Annotated in this window: 14 protein-coding genes; 9 read left to right on the top strand and 5 right to left on the bottom strand. The window is 54.8% G+C overall.

The annotated features are described in order from the left end of the window. The first annotated feature begins 4 nt into the window (after positions 1–4). Positions 5–1,444, top strand: a complete 1,440-nt coding sequence (locus FBX97_RS25240; protein ID WP_141837896.1) for an MFS transporter — start codon at positions 5–7, stop codon at positions 1,442–1,444. Between the two features lie 28 nt (positions 1,445–1,472). Further along, positions 1,473–2,498: a porin gene (locus FBX97_RS25245; RefSeq protein ID WP_141837898.1), complete on the top strand. Its 1,026-nt coding sequence runs from the start codon at positions 1,473–1,475 to the stop codon at positions 2,496–2,498. Positions 2,499–3,022: 524 nt separating this feature from the next. On the opposite strand, the gene FBX97_RS25250 is transcribed toward FBX97_RS25245, so the two are convergent. After that, entirely contained in the window at positions 3,023–4,417 is a 1,395-nt protein-coding gene (locus FBX97_RS25250) for an MFS transporter (RefSeq protein WP_141837900.1), read from the bottom strand. 280 nt (positions 4,418–4,697) lie between these two features. Then, positions 4,698–5,642, bottom strand: coding sequence for a dihydrodipicolinate synthase family protein (locus tag FBX97_RS25255; protein WP_141837902.1), 945 nt, complete (start codon positions 5,640–5,642; stop codon positions 4,698–4,700). 222 nt (positions 5,643–5,864) lie between these two features. On the opposite strand from FBX97_RS25255, the gene FBX97_RS25260 reads away from it, so the two are divergent. From FBX97_RS25260 to FBX97_RS25290, 7 genes are all read left to right on the top strand, one after another. Continuing rightward, positions 5,865–6,779: a LysR family transcriptional regulator gene (locus FBX97_RS25260; RefSeq protein WP_141837904.1), complete on the top strand. Its 915-nt coding sequence runs from the start codon at positions 5,865–5,867 to the stop codon at positions 6,777–6,779. Between the two features lie 1,242 nt (positions 6,780–8,021). Further along, positions 8,022–8,369 (top strand): hypothetical protein, encoded by a 348-nt coding sequence (locus tag FBX97_RS25265; protein ID WP_141837906.1) that lies wholly within the window; start codon positions 8,022–8,024, stop codon positions 8,367–8,369. 904 nt (positions 8,370–9,273) lie between these two features. After that, a complete protein-coding gene (locus FBX97_RS25270) occupies positions 9,274–9,867 on the top strand; it encodes a hypothetical protein (RefSeq protein ID WP_141837908.1) in 594 nt (197 codons plus the stop codon). After that, on the top strand, positions 9,864–11,003 hold the full coding sequence (locus FBX97_RS25275; RefSeq protein ID WP_141837909.1) for a hypothetical protein: 1,140 nt from the start codon (positions 9,864–9,866) through the stop codon (positions 11,001–11,003). The genes FBX97_RS25270 and FBX97_RS25275 overlap by 4 nt, the downstream gene beginning before the upstream one ends. Further along, positions 11,000–15,148 carry a trypsin-like peptidase domain-containing protein gene (locus FBX97_RS25280; protein WP_141837911.1) on the top strand — a complete coding sequence of 1,383 codons (4,149 nt, stop codon included), beginning with the start codon at positions 11,000–11,002 and terminating at the stop codon, positions 15,146–15,148. Before FBX97_RS25275 ends, FBX97_RS25280 begins: the two co-directional genes overlap by 4 nt. 353 nt (positions 15,149–15,501) lie before the next feature. Then, complete coding sequence (locus FBX97_RS25285) at positions 15,502–17,169, top strand: patatin-like phospholipase family protein (protein ID WP_185748746.1); 1,668 nt, start codon at positions 15,502–15,504, stop codon at positions 17,167–17,169. Beyond that, positions 17,166–17,405, top strand: coding sequence for a hypothetical protein (locus FBX97_RS25290; protein ID WP_141837915.1), 240 nt, complete (start codon positions 17,166–17,168; stop codon positions 17,403–17,405). Before FBX97_RS25285 ends, FBX97_RS25290 begins: the two co-directional genes overlap by 4 nt. Before the next feature lie 599 nt (positions 17,406–18,004). Here FBX97_RS25290 and FBX97_RS25295 read toward each other — a convergent pair. From FBX97_RS25295 to FBX97_RS29895, 3 genes are all read right to left on the bottom strand, one after another. Next, complete coding sequence (locus tag FBX97_RS25295; protein WP_141837918.1) at positions 18,005–19,162, bottom strand: hypothetical protein; 1,158 nt, start codon at positions 19,160–19,162, stop codon at positions 18,005–18,007. A 353-nt stretch (positions 19,163–19,515) separates the two neighbouring features. Beyond that, a complete protein-coding gene (locus tag FBX97_RS25300) occupies positions 19,516–20,793 on the bottom strand; it encodes an ATP-dependent endonuclease (RefSeq protein ID WP_221631870.1) in 1,278 nt (425 codons plus the stop codon). Then, positions 20,778–21,443 (bottom strand): AAA family ATPase, encoded by a 666-nt coding sequence (locus tag FBX97_RS29895; protein ID WP_221631871.1) that lies wholly within the window; start codon positions 21,441–21,443, stop codon positions 20,778–20,780. Before FBX97_RS29895 ends, FBX97_RS25300 begins: the two co-directional genes overlap by 16 nt. Positions 21,444–21,806: the final 363 nt, after the last annotated feature.

Below are 21,806 nucleotides of genomic sequence, written 5' to 3' on the forward strand. Positions count from 1 at the left end.
CATCATGAGCATCGCAAACAACTCGGCCGGACTGAAGGCGCACGAGGAGTCAGTTGCCGCGGGTGAACAAAGCATCACGCAGGCGGCACGGCTATTGTTTCGGTTGGAAAACGTACATATGTGCCGGTGGCATACCAGGGCCAGGATCATCATGGGAAGCGCGACCTTCTTCGATGCGTTCGACGCCTTGTCCCTCGCCTTCGTTCTGCCGGTGCTGATCGGCCTGTGGAAGATATCGCCGGGCCAGGTCGGACTGCTTATCGCTGCGGGTTACCTGGGCCAGGTGGCGGGCGCGCTGTTCTTCGGCTGGCTGGCCGAGCGCATCGGGCGCATCCGCAGCGCCGGCATCACGATCGGATTGATGTCCGTGATGAGTATCGGCTGTGCCCTGGCCGGTAACATCAACATGCTGTTCCTGGCACGCTTCATCCAGGGTATCGGCGTTGGCGGCGAAGTCCCGGTGGCGGCCACCTACATCAACGAATTGTCGCAGGCAAAGGGACGCGGCCGGTTCTTTCTGCTGTACGAACTGATTTTTCCGATCGGCCTGATGGGGGCGGCCCAGATCGGCGCCTATGTCGTGCCACGCTTTGGCTGGGAGTACATGTTCCTGGTGGGAGGCATACCCGGGCTCGTGATCAGCTTTCTGGTGTTCCGCTTGTCGGAGTCGCCACGCTGGCTGATCGGGCGCGGACGCTACGCCGAAGCGGACCATATCATCACCTCCATCGAAAAGGTGAGCCCCGGCCGCCACCTCGATCCGATCAAGGAAGCGCCCGCATGCGAAGCGCGCACCGTCGAACTTGCCAATACCCTGCAAAGCAAGAAAAAAGGCTCCTGGAAAGAGCTGTTCTCGCCCGTCTACCGTACGCGTACGCTCATCGTCTGGGTCTTATGGGCAAGCGCGTATTTCGTGGCAAACGGCATCAACAACTGGCTCCCCAGCCTTTACAAGACGGTCTACCATCTGCCGTTGCAGGAATCGCTGCGCATGGCATCGCTCTCGAACGTGCTGAGCACTTGCGCGGTTGTGTGCTGCGCGCTCCTGATCGATCGTACGGGCCGCCGGCGCTGGGCCATTGGCAGCTTCTTCATAGGCGGGTTGTTGCTCGTGGGCCTGGTCATGCTCGGTACGCATAGCGCCACCAACGTGATGATTCTCGGCTCCGCTGCTTACGCGGTGATGGGAACCACAACCGTCATGCTGTATTTGTACACCCCCGAGATCTATCCCACCCGGATCCGTGCCATCGGTACCGGCCTCGCCACTTCCTGGTTGCGTGCGGCCTCGGCAGCGGCGCCGGCGATCGTCGGCCTGGTATTGGCCAAGGATGGCATCTCCACCGTGTTCCTGATGTTCGCTGGCATGACGCTTGTCGGGCTGATCGCCGCCTGGCGCATGATCGAAACTACCAACCGTTCGCTCGAAGAAATCTCACCCTGAGCCAAGCTACTGGCACTACGGAGACAACATGAAAATCGAAAAAAACAAGGCGGTGCTGGCCGCGGTCGGGGCCGCTGCATGCCTGCTTTGCGCAGATGCAGCCGCACAGCAGTCTGTCGAGATATATGGTCTGATCGGGGCCTATGTCGGCAGCGTGAAGCGTAGCGGCGAGCCACGGGCAGTCACCCAGCTCAATGGCGGCGGCCTGACCACGTCCTTCCTCGGCTTCCGGGGAACCGAAGACCTGGGCGGCGCCAACCACGTCATCTGGTCGCTCGAAAGTTTCTATCGTCCCGATACGGGCGAGCAGGGCCGTAACGCAACCGACCCGTTCTGGTCGCGTAATGCCTGGGTTGGCGTCGAGGGTGACTTCGGCAGGATCACGCTGGGCCGCCAGACGAATCCAATGTATTCGGCAATGCTCCAGCTCAGCCCCTTTGGTACCTCGGTCGTCTTTTCTCCGCTTGCTCTTCAGACTTTCGTCCCGGCCTATGGAAGCAATGTGCTTGGGGATACTGTCTGGAACAACGTCATCCGCTATTCGACCACGAACCTGAACGGATTTCGGGCAAGCGCCGACTACGGCCTTGGCGAACAGTCGGGCAGGCCTGGCGTTGCGAATCTCGGCCTGCATGCCAATTACAACAGCGGCAAATGGAGCGCGGCCGTGAGCGCACAACGGCTGAGGGTCAACATCAATACGCCACTCCCGGTCGAGCAGAAAGCCTACCTGGCCGGCGTTGCCTACAACTTCGGACCAGTCAAGGTCTACGGCAACGTCGGGCATGCGAGCATCGAAAGGGGTAATTCTTCTCGTATTGTCGATCTCGGCTTGTCGGTCCCGATGGGCGAGCGAGGTACGGTCATGCTGGAGAGTGCTCACACCAGGCTTTCCCCTGCACAGGCGGCGGTGACGCATCGCAATACGAGTTCGCTAGGCTACGATTATCGGCTATCGAAACGTACCGACGTGTACCTGATCCATACTGGTGACAAGAAGAGTAATGCAGGATACGCGAGCACGAATGCGTTCGGGATACGTCACTTGTTCTAGAACCGTGTACAGCGCGACGTACGAGAATGTTTCGATACGTCGCTCCAACCCGCCCGCATTCGCCCCTCATGATCGATATTCCCTCTCCCAGCACTGTACACAGAGCCGGGCGCCCGCGAAGTGCGGATCTCGAAGCCCGCACCGATGCGTTGATCGTTCGGGTTACGGCCCTGTTCCCCGGTGCCGGGACGGTAAAAGCTTGCGAGCCAAAAACGGCTTTCAAGCCAGCGCCCAAATCCTCCTTCCCCCTGACCCCGATGACCGAGGTGTTCAGGCCGCCGCCGTTGATTTGTCGAGTGGCCGCCGGATCGCCGCTACGCTTGAAGCTGCCGCTGTATACCCCGATCAGGCCATATATCTTCAGGGACTGCGCCCTGCATGGATCGCAGGCAGGCTGCCGATGACAACGAGCGCGCTCGCGATGAATCTTTTCATTGTTCGAGCCTTCATGTCTCCTCGCTCATGCATTGTTATGACCCGTCGCTTTACGCGTCGGGCCGTGAGGAGCGCTCTGTCGGATTGACTCAAGGTGAAATTTCTTCGAGGGCGCGGTTGGTGGTTTCGATCATGCGGGTCGTCGCCAGAAAACCGATGACGCTGACGCATGCGAACATCAGGAATACCGCCGCAATGCCTTGACCAGTCAGTACGACCCCGACGATGGCAGGCGCCGCAGCCGATGCCGCACGCAACCATGAGGTTGCGAGGCCGGTGCCGATGCAGCGCATCCGGGTCGGATAGATTTCCGGCGTGTACAAGTACAACAATACGGTCGTGCTACCGATCACCGCATAGGCCGACGAAGCGAGAATCATCACGGACCACGGGCTGCCGGCACCCAGGGTACCGAGCGCTGCCAATAGCACGCCGCTGACCAGGAAAGAGATCATGGCCCAGCGCCGGCGTCCGATGCGGTCGACCAGAAACGCGCAGGCAAGTACGGCAAGGACGCTCAGCACGTTTGAAAGCGACGCCATGCGCAGCGACTCCTGCAGCGGCAAGTGGTAGACCGTCTTGTACAAGCTCGGCAACCAATTGTTGATGCCGTTTGCAATGAAGTAGGAGCTGGCCCACAGCGCCCACACCACCACGGTCCGGCCACGGTAGAACGGTGAAAACAATTCCTTCCACGATCCTTTTTTCTGCCCCTGGAGGCCGTCAAGCAGGTGGGCGACACGCTGATTGACTTCGCCGACATCCCGCTGTGGATCGAGATTGCGCCTGGGCGTGCTGGCCTCGATACCCTTGATGACATTTTCCGCATCGCTGAACCGTCCCTTGGAAATCAGCCAGCGCGGCGACTCCGGCAAGCGCAGGATGAGGAACGTGACAATGAGTCCCGGAATCCCGCCCACCAGGAACATATATTCCCAGCCGAAGCGCGGCACCAGGAAAGCGCCGAGCTGGGCCGCGGCGAGCAGGCCGAGCGGGAAAATCAGTTCATACAGAATGAAGAAGCGACCGCGTCCATGGGCCTGGGATAATTCGTTGATGTAGGTTGCTGCCACCGGCACCTCCCCACCGACTCCGATTCCCTGGATGAAGCGCGCGAGAAAGAGCATATGGAAGTTGCCGGTGAAGACGCACATGATGCTCATGACGGACATGAGACCGACGGTCACGGTCGCACTGGGAACGCGCCCAAGGCGCTCTGCAAGCCAGCCGAACATGAGTGCGCCAACGACTTGACCGAGATATCCGGCCGCAATCAGGAACCCGATATCGCTGGGCGCAAGGTGCCACAGGCTGGCCAGCACCGGCAGCACGAATGCCAGCGCAAGAGCATCGAAGGCATCGAAGAGCGTAGCGCTGCCCATGATGATGCGGGCCTTGGTGTGCCACCGGGTGAAGGGAACGTTTTCGATTCGAAACAGAAGCTGCGCGGCGTGCAATTTACTATCAAGTACAGTGGTGTCCATGATGTCTCCAAATATCGGGCTTATTTTTCTTGTCGGGGTCTGTCGCCCCTTAGAGCGCTTGACGCTCTTAATCGGTTTAACGCCTGCCATGACTGGTGCGCCAATCCTTGTTCCTTTCGTCCGAGGCGTGTAAATCGCTAGGGATATCGACAGCGTTTTGGTTTCCGGCACCGAATGCACATGGATACTCCAGTGTTCCACAGGCCGGACAAGCGGAAAATGGGCGCCCCAATGGAAGCGGCGGAACCGAAATGCATTCCGCCGCCGGGGACTGCAGGCCTCAGGCTGCAGCGCGCTCCTTCACTTCAGCCAGGCCGGCCGAACGCACGGCATTCGCGATCTCGACTTCGGCGCCCGGCTCGAGGGGCAACAGAGGCGAACGCACGGTCGCATGCTCCAGGATGCCCCGCGCCACCAGCGCATGCTTGAGTGCCACCGTACCTTCCATGTGCGAGCCGCGATGGTAGACACTGCGGGTCACGGGCAGCAGTCGGTCATGGATGGCGCGTGCCTTCGCATAGTCCTTGGCTTTGCCGGCGGCGATCAGCTCGACCAGGGGCTCCGGAGCGATCCCGCCATAGCCGACGAGTGCGCCATCGACATCGAACATGGTGTGCAGCAGGTATTCATCGTGGCAAGTCAGGATTTGCAGGTCCGGGTTCTCGCGGCGGATGACGGGAATTTCGGTGTCCCAGCGACGCATGTTGCGCACGCCGTTCTTCATCGCGAAGACGCCCGGTTGTGCGGCAATGTCAAGCTGGGTCTCGAGGTTGTAGGTTGCCTTTGTCGCGTCCGGATACTGAAACAGGATGAGCGGCAAACCGCTCTCTTCGTAGATGGCACGGTAACGGTCCTGAGGCGCGCCTTTCTGGTAGCCGAAGCGCAGCCAGCCATGGGACGGGTAGACGAGGCCGGCCGCGGCGCCTGCTTTTACCGCCCGCTTGGCTTCCTCGGCTGCGACCTGGGTGCCTTCCAGCGTGATGCCGGCAATAATGGGCAGCTTTCCATCAACCGATTTGCTGAAGCTCCGGATAACCGCTGCTTGCTCTTCCTGGGAAAGGAAAGTGCCTTCCCCCGCATGGCCCAGCACCACCAGACCCTTGACGCCAGGGATGCTTCCGAGCCAGGAGCCGAGGCGCTGGATAGCGTCATGGTCAACGGCGCCATCGCGGGTGAAAGGGGTGACGGGAGCAGGAACGAGGCCGCGCAGATCAAGTGCTTTCATGGTATCTCCTTCGAACATGTTGGAATGGTTTGACCCTGGACGAAGTGTCTTGACAGGGAAGCCCGCCACCGCCGCTTGCTTCAGAATCTTCAAGGTCGGTACCGTGCATGCCTTGCAGTGTAGGAGTCGAAGAGAAGTGCAGTAACTGGCGAAAAGCACATGTCAGATATACGGAGTAAGTATGCTTGATCTCGAGGAAGCAAGTAAGCGTAAGGAGAGGCGATGGACTATGCCGCCTGGAAGCTTTTCATCGACGCCATCGAGCTTGGTAGCCTCAGCAAGGTCGCCGAGGCTTACGGCTCAAGTCAGCCGCATATCAGTCGCCGGCTCAGCGAACTCGAGGAGGAATGCGGCGGACGCTTGTTCCAGCGCACGGGGCGAGGGGTCGTCCTGACCGAGTTGGGGCAACGCATTGCCCCCCGGGTGCGGGCATGGCTGTCGAACACGGACCAGCTTGTGACCGATATCCATACCACGGCAGGAAAGCCGATGGGGAAGGTACGGATCGGCATCCTGCCCTCGACTGCGCATCCGCTGGTCAGCACCCTGTACTACCGACTGAGGGAGCGTTATCCGCTGATCCAGATGAGCGTGCGGGAAGGCCAGGGGGCGCAGCTCGAGACCTGGCTCGAAAACGGCAGCGTGGATCTCGCCATCCTGTTCCGGCACAGTCCGACGCCAAAGCACGGCGACATCTACCTGGTGGAGACGGCGACCTATCTTGTCGGCGCTGCCGGCGACCGACTCACTTCCAAGCCGACAGTGCCGTTCTCGTCGCTGCATGAGTTGCCGCTTGTGATGTTCTGCCGTCCTAACAGCTGGCGTGATCGCTTGCATCATCTGAGCCTGGAGCTCGGCATTTCCCTCAACGTGGCGTTCGAAGCGGATTCATTGCGCCTGCAGACTCGCATTGTCTCTGATGGCGGCATGTATGCATTGCTGGGGCCCTATGCCATCGCCGACGCTTCGAAAGATTGTCGGCTTCAGTCATCGAAGCTGATTGAACCGGACGTGCCTCGCCACATTGCCTTGGCCATGTCGCGTCATGGCGAGTTGACGCTGGCATGTCGAACGGTGATGCAGCTGACGAAGGAAATTGCACAATCCATTGCCGTGGAACTGGGGGACAGGGAATAAGATATGGCCGATACGGGTAAAACAAGCCGTATTGACAGTGCGGCATGTCGGAAACCTGAATTCCCGCCAAGAATAATCGACCTTCGTTGAACTGATTCGTGAGGATGAGGACGCCTGCAACGCTGTTTTCGAGATGGTCTGCAGCCGGCCTTCAAGGAGGCCTACCAATCGACACGGAACGTTGTTCCGCTGTCTGGAGGTAGAATTAGGCATTTGGTAATGCAGGCAATGATGAGTGCAAGATCGTCCTTCATTGTCCTGCTTCGACCAATACATGTAAGGGAATGAGAAAGGGTAGGCGCTGAAGTGGTATTGGCTGAACGCCAGTAGCCATGCGGGTTTCGGGACGCAATACGAATCCCACCGCCAGATTCGTAACGTGGGATGTGTGTGACCCCTCGAAGAAGGCTGGACCGCGCGTCTGAGCCACCCCGGCTTCTGACGAGGCCGGTTAGTTTGAGTCTGGCCGGCGGCAGGTCATTCGCGATACCATGCACATAGGACTCAACGGCGGGAATAGCGGTCGTGGCAGGGTAAAATCGAGGTAATGCCCGTTGTTGCCGGGTCAAGGATCAACGATTTGGCATGGTATCGTGAATGGTACTCGGCCAGGAACACGACGAAAATTTCAGTTGATTCAAAGGCTTACATCATCTATTGATCATCGAGTGGGAGTGAGTTTCGTTTTGGAAACTCTCCTTCTGTGGTTTAAAAAGGCTCGCTTCGGCGGGCTTTTTTCGAGATTAAGCGATCCGACGAGGGTTAGCCTTAAGGCCGCTCAAGATTGGTAGTCGAACCGATCGAAGCTGGCCAGTCGCTATCGAAGCTCGCGTTCTAGGTCAGCTTGCCTACGTAAAACTCTGCTATGGCGGTAATGGGCTTTGCAGCGGCCTACAAATGCGCGGATGATATCAACTCCCACCCTCACCTCAAGCATTCGCGGTTCCGGGTTCTGCACCGGACTTCGTCATTGAATTTCGAAGCCCCACCGTACTTTGTGAACCGCCCCGGCAAAACTGGACAACTTCCTTGATGAGTTTTGGTCCAACTTTTTCCTTGGAGAAGGAGTGTGACCATGAAACGAAAACGGTTCCCAGCGGAACAGATTGTCTCGATTCTCGGGCAGGCAGAGTTCGGCATTGGAGGTGAGCGATATCGTGCCCGAACTGGGCATTTCGGAACTGACGTTCTATCGATGGAAGAAGCATCACCGCTGGCGGTGTATGACACGAGGAACAAACCATGACAACGGGCACTTTGAACTGGCTCTCGAGGACTGAGGACGAGGACAACTTCATCAGCGCACGCACGCTGTACCGCGAGGCCAGCAAGCACGACCAGCGCCAAGCGGCGCCACACTTGCTCGTCATGCTCAAGGTCGAAGAGAAGCTGCAGACCGTGCGTGGCCTGATCGCCCAGATCATACGCGACTGGGTGACCATACCGCCGCCCACTTCGGCGCAGGAGGAGAAGGCGACCGAATTGTTCGACGCCTTGGACCGGGTGCTGAGAGACAACGAGCAAGTCGAAGGGGCCCAGCGCATCCTTGCCGACCCCGGCAAGCTGGTCACCTCGGGTCTGTCAAAATAAACAGTTCGTTCAGCCACGGTTTGCCGTTTGGCAGCTGCAGCGACGTATTCGAAACCATCAGGTAGGATGTAGGCCGCGTGCAGCGGCGCATACACCGCGATCGCCTCGCGAGGCAGGCTCGTGCGCTCTTTCAGATTACCCTCGAAATCGTCTGCGTCAACCTTATCAGCGCCGGTGAACACGATCAACGCGTTTTCCCAGACCGACGCACCCAGTGACGTCGTGAGCAATTTAATGCCGCGACGTTCATCGCTCGACACCCGAGCCGCGTCCAGCTCGGTCACGAACAGCAAGCAGTCGGCTTGGGTGGCCTGCGTACAAAGGATAACCGTGCATCTGTCAGCGCCGCCGGCGCCGGGGCCAACAGCCGCGCCGGTTGGTTTGCGTCCTGCTTCCTGCGACATCGACTCATTGTTGAAGCTGCTGTTGCACCAACGATTCGGTCGCTCGCCTTTATTTGGAGGGCCGCCCCCGCGGATATCACTGTACGAATCGTGCAACGTCCACGTATGAATCTTGAAACCTGCTAGCGCCTGAGCGACAATGAATTCGCTTGCCACACTGCAGGCGCGATGTCCTTTCGTTGTGCAGATAAGCGTCGACCGCTGATCTTTGCGCGTGGAGGAAGCGTAGGTATGCCCGGATGTGTGGCCCGAGATGATGTTCGAACGTAGCTGTCTCGCTAACCGGAGGCATATGCGCCGCTTTTGGCGCTTGCACGATCATGAAGTTCCCTCATCTGCTAGGTATAGCACTCATGCTGTTTTCTTGCGCCTCATCTGTGTGGGCACAAGAAAGTAAGCCCTTGTTTTGTGCGAAGGTGCCAGAATCGGTGCTGAGCGGGCTGGCCGTACCATACGCGCGAAAGGTCTCCCCGGACGGAAGTGCATATTGCGAGGGACTCTTGCGAGCACCGATTGCCTTTGCACCGTTGCGGATCATTTCGGTGAAGCAGCAGCAAGACCCAAAGCCGCAATTCGCAGTCGGATCTACAGCGCTGCTTCGCTGGTGTGATGAACCGAACGCCCCGGTGCATCTTGCACTTCGCTCTATGAAGGCGCCGATGTTCGCACTCGATGCCCTGCAGGCGGGGCAGTTCAGATGGTCTGCCGACTTAATCGCGCAGTGGCAACCGGACTGGAACTCTATCGCGGCCCGTGGCACTCGTGAAATCGAAATCTCGGGCCAGAAGTATGAGGTGTTTCTGCCGTTAAGAATTGGGCTCGGGTACACTAATAACTACTCCTTCACTGTGAACGGAAAGCTCCCAGTACGACTGACCACGGCATTAATCGAATCGATATCTTCCCCAGGGCCTCCTGAAATCATCAGGATCGTATCGGTGCGCGGCTCTGTTAGCGACACGTGGGTTACCACGATTCCATTCAGTGCTAAGCCCAAAGGGGTGTTTCGCGTGACCTTAGGGGAGGACGTAGAGCAAGCGGGGGCAAGCACTGAGCCGATCTATCTTCTGCATCATAGCTGCACGACTAAATGAATGCTCCGGATCGAATGCGTTGCGAAAAACGCGTGATTATCGCCCGTCTTCTAGATTCGGCGTTGCAGCACCAATGGCATCTTCTCGAGGAGACGTTGCAAAGGGGGCAACCACCGACCAGCGAGAATGCCGAGGCCATAGAACGAGTTTCCAAGTTGATGGGCCTGGTTCCAAAGCCGAGCAGCTTCCGCCGTCGGGTGGATGTCATTGTTCTGGCTATTTTGAGCCTATCGATTTTGGCGTGTACGCTGATTCGATTGCCATCAACTTCTGTCGACTTGGACGTTCTCGTGAGCGGAGTCCGGATCGATCTTGCGGGCCAACACACTGAGTTACTCATTCCCGGAGAGCTTGGTGAAATGCTCATGTTGAGCCAGGTCCGCATCGCGCAAGCGGAACAAATCCTTCCACCGCTTGTCTCTAATGAGGCAATTGTCGAACTGCGGCAACTTGCGGTGCCGGCTGATAAGAAGGATGGGACTGGTAGTACGAATACCTTTCCAGTACGTTTGCAGGTAATCGCGATCCCAGCAAACGCCCCTGTCACGATGACAATGGCGACGGCGTACGCGCTCAACCAACGTGGACTGAAGCTCGGTGCGCTAAGCACGAAGCCCACTAAAGCCCAGTTCGGCGAGGTCATCGAAGTCGAACCAAGGAACTTGGGCGCGAGCGCGCCGCGTCGCGCTATTCGACCAATCGTGGTGAGCGGAAGGGCTCTCTCGATGGACCTTTTTCCGGTCGATCCCACCCAATTGATGACCGTATTCCGTGACGTTCGCGTGTCCGCAATCAGGTTCGAGAATCTTGGCGAGTCGTCGGTCCACGGGGGACAGGTCGTAGTCCAGAGCGGCCCCACGCCAAGCATTACCGTGCAGCCAAGCGATCGCATCGATATACGCAGCACGGCGCCAATGCTGCTGCGGGAGGTAACGTTCGACAAAACAGGCCTTCGCGTTAAGCTTACGGCCGCCGAAGCGACAGTCATCACGATGGGGGGCGGGAATCCTCGAAACCTGATGCCCACCATGTTCGACTGGCTTCGATTTCGATGGCCGACTCAGCTTTGGGGAACGATCAGCGCCATTGTGGCGATATGGTTCGCAGCGCGGCAGTGGTGGAGGCCTGATCAATGAACATTGCCTTTGTCGAGCGTGCGCTCGCATGGGGTCGTATTCTGCTACGAATCGCTGTGCTTATAGGTATGGTGAGCGCTAGCGTCAGCGCGCGAGCCCAGCTGCTCCCATCCCAGGCCGCCGGTCCAGCGCGCTCCCAGGTCGTCATGTTGCAAGTAAATCGCACGTTCGGGGCCGGAGTGATCGTTGGCTCGGACACGGACTACATCTATGTCGCGACGGCCGCTCATATTTCCGATCTCACAAAACGGCCCAGGCCACAGGCAAGAGTCAAGTTTGACGATGCATCGGATATTTGGCGCTCCGGTGAGTTCATGGAGCCGTTTGAGGAGGAGGAGCGCGGAGATTTGGCTGTCGTGATCGTCAAAATGGACGACGGCCTTCGGAACTTTTTAAACGGCCTCGACTTTGCAATGCTTTCGCCCGTTCCATTGCCGCCGTCGGATTCGCCCGTCACGAGTATCGGCTATTCCGGTGGAAGCCCTTGGACCAGGGGCCGGAACGAAACACTTTTGCCGACTGAACGAGAAACGTTACGGATTACGTCAGACGTGCTTGAAGGCCAATCTGGCGGGGCGGTCTATAACGAAGCTTGGGAATTGATCGGTATGACAATGTATCGCGACGTCGCCGGTCCCATTGTGTACGCGCGTCCCATCTCGTCGGTATTGAGATCACTGCAGGGCTGGGGGGTGCCGGTGCGCCTGACCTCCCGACCTGAGGCGGCAAGAGTGAAGGGTGCGGATGAAATCGCACGTGAAAATGAACAGCGCGCGCAGCGCGCGGTGCGACGAAATCTGGCGGCACGTTTGGCATCGCAGTCTGATCAGGTACGCCAAAGTAGCCCCATCCGTGCAATGCTTCTGGCCGCCGAAGCGCTACGTGCGACCCAGCAAGACGGAATCGTCACCAACGTAGCGCGCGAAGCGATCGCCAAGAGCTTGGGTGGTGTAGGTGGCGTCGGACTAAACGGTCATTCTGAAACCGTCTTCTCCGCCACATTCAACAGTGACGATACGTTGCTTGCAACCGCTTCGCGAGACGGTGCGATACGTGTGTGGGACATTGCAAATCCCAGAGCACCGAAATGCATCAAGATACTGATGGAACCAGGACAGAGTGATCATCTCGTGTCGCATCACATGACGTTCGATAAGCAGTCTGCTGCTTTGATCACCCTTGCACAAAGTGGCGGTTTGCTTGCAGAGAAAGAGCGTCTGTCATCACCGAAGATCTGGTCTCTCGACACTCCCGAGATCAGCCCCGCGCCAAGGTGGTTAATCAATGATCATGCCGCATCGAAAGCAATGGCCACATCTCACAAGCGGGACTATATTGCGGTGGCCACAGTAAGCAACCGTGTCATTTTGTATTCAACCGCACAGAAGCAAGGCAAGGTGCAGCGAACGCTATCGATCCCACCGGGTTTCGATATTCGACATCTTGTTTTCTCTCGCGACGACAGCGTTCTGCTGGGGGGCACTGATAACGCGCGAGTAGTGATTTGGAACCTTCGGACAGGTGATGGTGCACCCAGTGCCGCGTTTGACACTGGGCACGTAAATCAAATGCCGTTCGAAGACGACAGCAGGCCGACCATAGACCTCCTTGACATCAGCGACGACCACGTACTACTCGTCACGGGCAGCTCGCACTGGCGACTGGAAGGGCGCTTCGGCGATCCATCGCTACGGATATGGCGTTTGGACGGACTAGCCCCGACCGGTGCTCCTTGGGTGGTCGACCAGGCGGGAAACGAGGTTAACAAATTTGTCCTCGACGCGTTTTTCTACGAAAAGTCGCATCTGGTGGTGGGGGTGACTCCGGGCGGTTCTCATAATGTCTGGGATCCGGCCCGGGGTCGCTTCGACGGCATTATGGGCAGCGACATTCCTTCGAGTCGGCTGCAAGGTGGCGAACATCTCCAGGAGGCCATCCATTCGCGCAATCGAGAGGTCCTCACCTTGAGCCGAGGCAGGTCGGTGGACGTGCTTCGAACTGGTTCGCTAAAGGGCGGGAAAATGGATCAGATGATCCACTTCTCTGGCCTTGACGGATACGTCGATGTGATCGCATTGAGCGATTCCGCCAGATTTCTGTTTGCAGGATCCAGCGATGGCGGTGCAAGACTATGGGATTTGAAGCGTGCGGATCCTCTTGGGCAACCGTCATCGCTCGATGTAAATCCTTATTCGAATGCGATTGCGCTTGGGTTGTCCGACAGTGGGCATATTGCGATTACGCTGAGGGGGGCGTCCCTAGAATTCTGGAACATCCAAGACCTGGAAAAACCACGGCTACTTTATGCTCAAGAAATAGACTTGGAACGATTTGGGGACTGCATTGTCTGCAGTCTGGTGCTGTCGCCCGACGAGCGGTGGGTTGCTATTCAAGACAAGGAAAAAGACCGTTCCCTCGTGATCGAGATCGTCCCCGGCTCGGGGACGCCAAAAAGATTTCTGGTCGCCTCGAGAACATGGACAAATACGAAGGAAATAGTATTCAGTCCGGATAGCAGATTCCTGTTCGTCGATGAAGCCAATAACGTTACGGTTGTCTACGACCTGCACGCGCAGTCGCCGACCCGCGCCGTGGTTCTCGACTCTGGGTCGTATGCCAGCCCCATCTTTTCGTCCGACGGCAAGTGGGTTCTGTTTCGGCGATTCGTTAACGAATATCACGACCCGATAGGGCGTGAGCGAGTTGTCGGCTTTCTAGCGCCTACAAATGCTGTTCGCGATGCGCGGCAACGATTGCCGATATCGGGCTTTGCTACCTCGATTGGCGAGGCGGCATTTTCTCCAGACGGGCGATGGCTGGCCCTCTCAGGGAAGATGAGTTTTCCTGAACGCCAGCGTGATGACCGTCGTGTTCAGGTACTACACCTCGTTGGCGATAGGTGGACGAAACATGCAGACCTGGAGCCCATCGAGTATGCAGCACAACTCCTCCGCTTTAGTCCCGATGGTCGCTGGCTGTTCACCGGCTCCGATGACGTGATGATCGGCGACCGCAATGTGTCTGCGAAGATTTGGGATCTGAAGGACACGTTGATCGCGGTCTCCCCTCAAACGCTTCCGAATACCATTTGGAATCTCAAACTTGCCAAGTTCAGTCCTGATTCGAACTGGCTCGTCACTGTCTCCGGTGCAAACTCGTACGCGGATCTCTGGACCATCCGCAATAACAAGTGGGAGTTCGTGAGCAGGTTGGCCGGTCCGCTACCGCGCCTGAACAATCACTGGGCGGCGGTGTTTGGTCCCGATTCTAAAACGGTGGTGCTGTGGACGACTGACGATGCAACGCCGTTCTATTGGCGACTTGAAACGCAACACATTGTGGAATCCGGTAAGGCCATCCCTAATGGCGATCGAGGTGTCGATCAGGTGCACATTTCTTCGAACGGACAGGTCCTGACCATTCTCAACTCAGGAGGACTACCAACCGAAACGGCGGGGACAGTTGGCTCCTATGTAACGTATGTTGATCTTGTCACGTTTCCAGCTGAAGATTCTTACGCTACCGTACCGGCGAGCTCCAATGCAAATTCGCACGTTTACCGGGAAGATTTAGGCGTGGTCGTGACGGCGGGTAAATCGCTGGTGGTGTCTGTCGTCGATATGGGTAGTGCGATGCGGCGCTCAGCAGAAGTGGTAGGCCGGAACATGAGCTGGGACGAATGGGTCAAGGCCCGTATTGCTTCGCAATATCGACCGACGTATCCGACAGTAGGTATCGGGGCGGATGTTATCGTAAATGTGACGAAAGACTTCGAACGTTTGGACAAGGATGGCCGAGGCACGGAAGCCGACGGGTTGAAACGGGATTTGTTGATTTGGGCTCGGCAACTGGGCGACGCAAAAGCTTCCAATAGTCTTGCCTGGGCATTGGCGACGGCGGGTGACCCTAGCGTTGCTCTTGATATCGTGGCTTGTTCTCTACGACTCGCTCCCGATAATCCGGACTACCACGATACTCGTGGTGTGGCACTCGTGCTATTGAATCGTAACGAAGAGGCCATTGCCGAGTTCGAATATTTTGTCGAGCATGCGCAGGGTATTGAGCGATTTGCAAATATGATTCAAGTGCGTAGGCAATGGCTACAGAGGCTCCGGGCTGGTCAGGAACCATTCTTGTCCGATTAGCAATATTCGCTATCCGGTAGGTGCGACCGAACACTGTTTGTCATGTCCAATTGCCTGGATCGCGGTGAGAGTCCGCCAATAGGAGATAGGAGCCGGCTTTTCATGGCAAGGAAGTGAGTGTTGGCTATCAATTTCATGGCGATGCAAGGGTAACTGCCAGGACAACGCGGCCATGGAAGCTTCTTCGCCATGCTCAAGCCCGAGTTCCTTTACCTGAACAAATTCGATTCCGCGGATGAATGACAGCCTGGCTCGAGGTCGAGAGCGACGTCATGCGCATAGCCTGCGTGAAATGCCGTCCGAACCGTCCCACTGCGCACTGGTCAAAGCCTGATTTTCCAAAGAGGACGATCATGGCCATCAAGAACATTGCAATCGCCTGCCAGGGCGGGGGCAGCCACGCGGCGTACACGGCGGGTGCGCTGCCGGTGCTGCTGCCCCGCTTCGACAACGTCCTCATTGCGCGCTCCGGCGCCAAGCAAACCATCCGGGAAGAGGGCGGCGAACACCTAAACCTGGCCGGCATCAGCGGTACCTCGGGTGGCGCGATCAGTGCGCTGCTGGCCTGGTTCGGTTACGTGACCGGGGGACCGAAGGCCGCGCAGGACCGGCTCGACGCGTTCTGGGATGCGAACTGTGCGTACCAGCCGGGCGAACGCATGCTCAACGAGATGACGCAGTGGACGGGGCGCATGATGAGCATCGATCTGAAGTTCAGCCCTTATCTGCCGCCACTGCGCGATATCGAACGCTTCGCCACCGGCACCTGGCCGTGGATGACGAAACTGTGGCCGCCCTTGGGCAACTGGATCCGCGACCACTATTTCCAGTTGCGCGAAACGGTGGCACCCCACGTGGATTTCGAAGTCGTCGGCGCGATCGGCGATTTCTGCAGCATCCCGCAAGAGGTGAAACGCTGGCAGTCCTGCGACCTGGAGGCAAGGATGGCCGACGCCGCGCAGCCGGCGCATGCTGGCATACGCACGAAGCGTCATGCGATCGAAGAGAGGATCCGCGCGAAAATGGAGACCACGCACCGCCTGGTGGCGTGGATTGCCCGCCACGAGCTGGAACCGGACTGCGCGTTGCGCGCCGCCTTCGACGCCTGGAACGTGCCACAGTACAGCTTCGAGTACGCCTCGCTCGACCGGCTGGCCGCGGCGGTGCAGGATGTCAGCTACACGATCCCGCAGCTCCTGATCGGCGCCGTCGACATCGACAGTGGCGCCTTCATCGCCTTCAGCTCGGAACGTTCGCCGGAGGAGGCCGGGGTGACGCTCGACGCGGTCGTCGCCTCGGCTTGCCTGCCGTGGGTGTTCAAGGCACAGGAGATCGCCTGCGTCGACCCGGATACCGAGGAAGTGCGTACCACCGCCTGCTGGGACGGCCTGTTCTCGCAGAATCCACCGATCAAGAACTTCATCTCCCATATCGGCGATCCCGCCAAGAAGCCCAACGGACTGTGGATCCTGCAGATCAACCAGGACAAATCCGATTTCAGCAAGCGCATTGCGGACGTCAACGACACCTATCGCTATGGAAGCGAACTCTGGCACAGGCGCGACACGCTGTCGGGCAACCTGTCGCTGAACCAGGAAATTTCCTTCATCGAAGCGATCAACCGCCGGCTGGACGACCCCTATCAGCCCGGGCGCGCGCAGGACAAGCCGGTCGAAATGGCGCGCATTGTCATGGATGCGGAAGCGGTCAGCGCCGCCTCGGGACGCGACCTCGGTATCTTTTCGAAATTCGACCGCGACCCGGTATTGAAAAAAATGCACTGGTCGAGCATGGGCGCGTGCAGGCCACGAATTTCCTGGCATTGCGCGCCGACCGCGATGCCGTATTCGGCGACCTGGCGCGTGCGCTGGAGAGAATCGGCGCGCGTCCTGGCCGGGGGCGGGCGAGGGCGGCGAACTGGCGGTCCGGGCAAATCTTCGGCGGCATGCTGTCTCCGGACGTGCTCACGCTCGACCGTGCACCGGGCCTGCATCACGACGGCGTCCCGGAGGCCGCCTTGACCTGGCACGTGAGCGATGCGGTCGTTGACGGCCGTGTCGTGGGCATGCGGGGCCGCACCGAGCTGCGGACCGAGGGAGACGGCTGGCGACTGGGTGAAACGCGGCTGTTCGAAGTGTGGCGGAAGGAGGCGCCGGTCGTGAAGCGGCCGGTACGCGCGACCCGGGAGCAGGCGCCGCTGCCGGCCGGGGCCGAGCGGCGTCATACGGCGACAGCGCGGCGGTCGAGCCTGCACTAGGATGGCGTCCCGGTGCTCGTCCCGCTGCTGTCATCTGCGGGCTGGTGGCCCCGATTCATGCGCGCTGCTCCCACGGGCATGTGGGCGGCATGGTATCGCTCGTGGTATTGCTCACGCAGGACTAATAGATTCCTAACGGTTTCAGTAGGTTACCTGAACGATTAATAATCGAGTGGGAGTAATTGAATTGCAGATGTGAACTGAAGTCAAACGAACTTCTAAGGCCGTTGATCATTACCGATGATCAACGGCCTTTTATTATTCTGCAAATGCGTAACACCGTAGGCACTTAAAGGCGTGTATCAGGAGCCCTAGGATAATGCTAGCTAGCACATGCCTAACAACGCCTCTCATAAGATTAGTGCCTACGATCCAATAATCTTGTATTCAAGAACGAGTATATTTGCTTCCGATGGCAGCTGTAAAGATGGTCAAATATGACTTGACTAAGCAGTAAACTTTTATGTTTGCCTTAATCGTAAATTTGATGAGCAAATTACTTAGTTAGTAATCACTTCGGTTAGCTAGATAATCGTAACATATGAATGACTTGCAGTCAGGCTGAGGCCGACAGCCACCTAGGCAAGAATTAAACTTTTTCAGGCTGGCGTTATCTTAGCCAATAGAGCATATGTGTCTAAAGGAGTAAAATTTTTCTTTTCCAATCTTAATAAATTTCCGATAAATTCTTTCGATTGCATGTAAGTTAGATTAAATCGAGTGTGCAGGAAATTAGAATAGCTGTTAATCTTTTCTAAATCATCCTGATTCCGCAAATCAATATGTATGAAATCACTCATGGTCAATGTCAAAATTTCGATTCTTCGGTAATCGACCTGAGGGATAATGAACGCAGGGACGAAAGTGTCTGTATCCTTTAGCGAAGACAAGAGTCCTGTATATATTTCTACTAGTTGGGATATGAGTTTCAAATGGTCAATCCAGGTTCCACTTTGCTTTGGTTTATTTTCCAACAAAATGTGCTGAGCACCGCCGACAATGATGCTTATGCTTGGGCCGCGATGTATTCCTAGGTTGTGAACCGTATTGCGTAACTTCGAGATGAAGTCAACAATTTCACGATCTTCCGCTATATTTCTGGGGTATATTTCTTGATCTATCGACTTTAATATCCCGTTTAGCTTATCCGGGAATGAGACAAATCTTCCAGGCTGGGATAACATTTTCTGTGTGGCTTTTGCTAGTTTCTCTTCATCTGGTGATTTTGCGTATTTTTGGAATTCTTTCGATATTTTTTCTATTCTGCGGTCGATAAGCGCAACCTGATAATCTACACAGATGTGTTCGTATAGCCGATTAATCCAAAACTCGAAAGTTGAAAAGGCCGAGACAGTAAAATCCAAAATTAAACTTGCAAGGACTTCATTGTACTGATAAACGAATAGGTATTCTAAATCTTGAAAATGCCGTGCTGATCTAGGAGGGTTTAATGGCTCACTAGGTTCAGTGCTTGAGGCTGCACTCTTCGATTCTAAAGCTTGGCTGATAACAGAGCGCAAGGCATCCCGACCACCTGCGTTACTAATTTCTTCGTTTATCAAAAAAAATAAGGGAAGGTCGCAAACGTCTCTAAAGCTCGAATATATGGATCGATAATAAAGAAAGTCAAATTTGTTACAATTAGTGTTATAAAAATCTTCGCCGAGAATTCTTTTTTCAAAAAAATAACATTCATCTTTTATTTCTAAAAGCGCCGAGATAACGGCGCAATTGTTCTCATCGAATTTATTTTGCATTTCCGTATGTGCAATTTGCGTTATTAAATAGTCCAGATATTTTGTTTTGGTTAGTTATCCATTGCCTCGTCGATGTCGTGGCGTAAAGAGATTCGAATACTGTAGTGTCCCGTTGGCCAATTTAATGATTGTGGTTAAGCTCGAAGAATTGAATGGATGGGATGTTTAAATAACTTATTCGAACTTCATTATTGGCAATGGACGATTTAGTCAGCTCACGCTCGATATGTCTACATAGTTTATGCCTTTTAGACGATAAGTCTAGCATCTAGATTCAAAAATCGGCACGCGAATATTCAACGCTTTGTTTGAGGAAAATTTTGCGAAATACTCGTTGAAAAGAACTTAAATGATTATTTAAGAAACCATTTCTTCATTTCAGTAATCCAAGATGGCACTGCAAGAGTCGATGTAAGGGATTCCGTATATTTTTTTGCATAGTTGTACTTGTTATTGTTTTTGTCGAAAAACATTTCCAGAAGTTGCTGTTCTGTTGGGCGAAGGTCTAAGGCAAAATATGACGGCCCATCGAATGGAACGACTCTGTCTTTGAGGAAATTTAAGTCTGCCTCCTCTTCGATGAATCCTTGGAGCGTGTTAAACGCGTGAGTTCCATTTAAAGCGTCTTCAATTTCGGTTGGCGGCGAAATTGGATTGGAATCAATATCAACGAGTTCCGTTCGCCCTGTAGTCATGTTGTTAACGATGCGTTTGCATACTAAATTCGCGAAAGTTTTAGTTTGGTATCGTACGAGTTCTTTGTCTGTGTCTGATAAAAGGTAAATCTTTCCAGTAATCTCATCCTTGAAGTCCTCATAACACGCAGACAAATGTCCGTAGAGTCGTTTAATCTCTTTTGCACCGCCGACCGGAACGATTCGTAGTCTATTGTCAGCTATTAATTCTTGCAAGTACGCAGATAAGTATATTTTTTCGGAAGACCCTTCGCATATCAACCAATTAAATGGATGTTCGCCGATCGTACTTGTAATAATTGACTGAACGAAATCGTTGATACTTTTAAGACGAATGTCGTAAGGTAAAATACCTTTCGTGGCGCTAGTCATCTGCTTAACTTGCTCGCGATGGCTCGGAAGACTTATTAGGTCAGTGAAGTGCTCGTTTTTCTGTCGTGTAATAACTGTGGCATTACCTGATTCAATTGTCGGGAAAAAACCATACCAGTGAGTCGTAAATAGTAATTGCCGACACGAGCGACTAATTTGGAAGAGCGAATCAAACTGGTCAAAGCACGCAGCCATGTGCAGGGACGACTCTGGCTCATCAACAGCAATAATCAAGTTTGTAGCATCAGTATGATGTTTCTGAATAAAGCTATATGCCACATCAATAATCGCCCTTTGTTTTTCACCAGAACTTAAAAGACCAATTTCTAGCCAGTTTTCGCCTTGCTTGCGATGAAGTTTTCTAATACTGAAGTATGCTTGTATAATTAGATTGTAAACGTCCTGTTTCTTTAAATATTGTTGCCTATCTGTTGGAGTGCGATACGAATATTCAACGAGTTCGTTTGAAAGACCTTCCAAAAATTCATTTAGGCTTCTATTTATATCTTGAATTTGCGATGGTGTAACACGTTTCTCGACAATCTCGACTAATGATTCCCCCATGAGGGCTTGAATTTCATTTGTCTGCAGTTTTGTAAATGATTCTGAATCAATTTCTTTCGGAATATATATATATAGCTGATTTGTTCGCGGATGGATTCGAGCAATGGCAGGAATTGAGTTACATCTTTATCAGACAGTGCGGTTGCTGAACCATCAGCTCCCTCCGCAAAATATAGCTCTACAAGTTTTCGGCAATTAAAAATTGATAATGTAACCTGTCCATTATGATCGACCCCAATTGGAATTAGATACTCGCCACTTGTGTTATTGCGCTGCATGAACAAATCACGGTGTTGAATGAACTCTTTTAAAAATGGGCGATTCGATAAGGTAACGTCGGGTTCAGTGATGGTGCGAGCTAGCTTATCTAAAGTTTCTGCAAGCTTAGCAATATTATCTTTTAATGTAGCTTTTTTAATAAATATTATGGGAAGCACATGCGGTTTGGTCTCTGCAATACCGCTACGTTTTGTTGCGATATTCAGGTTTAAGCTCTTGGCATTGAAGAAACAATCGAGCGCTTCTAATACTGAGCTTTTTCCTACACCATTATCACCTACAAGACCGCAAAGATTACTAGAGTCAGTTAGTGGAACGTAGTTAATGCCTTTGTACGTTTTGACGTAACGTAATATAACTGAGAGAATCATGAGGTCTCGCAAGAGTTGTTTAAAGTGCTTAGAATATAAGCAACTATTCACGCTGTCTACTCATAATCGTTTTTTCGGAGGGGAATTTTCGGTGTGGGCTTTAACCTACGCCTATGTGTGGGGCAGGCCAGTGGCTCTAGAGATATGCAATTCCGGGGAAGAGCATACCTATTCATGCAGAACAGATTTCTTAGATCATGCGAGCATGTGGTGCGGGTTTACATCAAGCACAGCTCGGGCTGGCGACATAGGCGCACATTTAACAATTGTGTCACGTTAGAGACGACACCTGTGTCGAGTTCGGATCGAAGTACAAGCGTTCCTTTCGCTCGCTTGCTCGCTCATATGTTGGCGGTATGTCGA

The organism is Herbaspirillum sp. SJZ107 (assembly GCF_006715485.1).
Classification (GTDB): Bacteria; Pseudomonadota; Gammaproteobacteria; order Burkholderiales; family Burkholderiaceae_D; genus Telluria.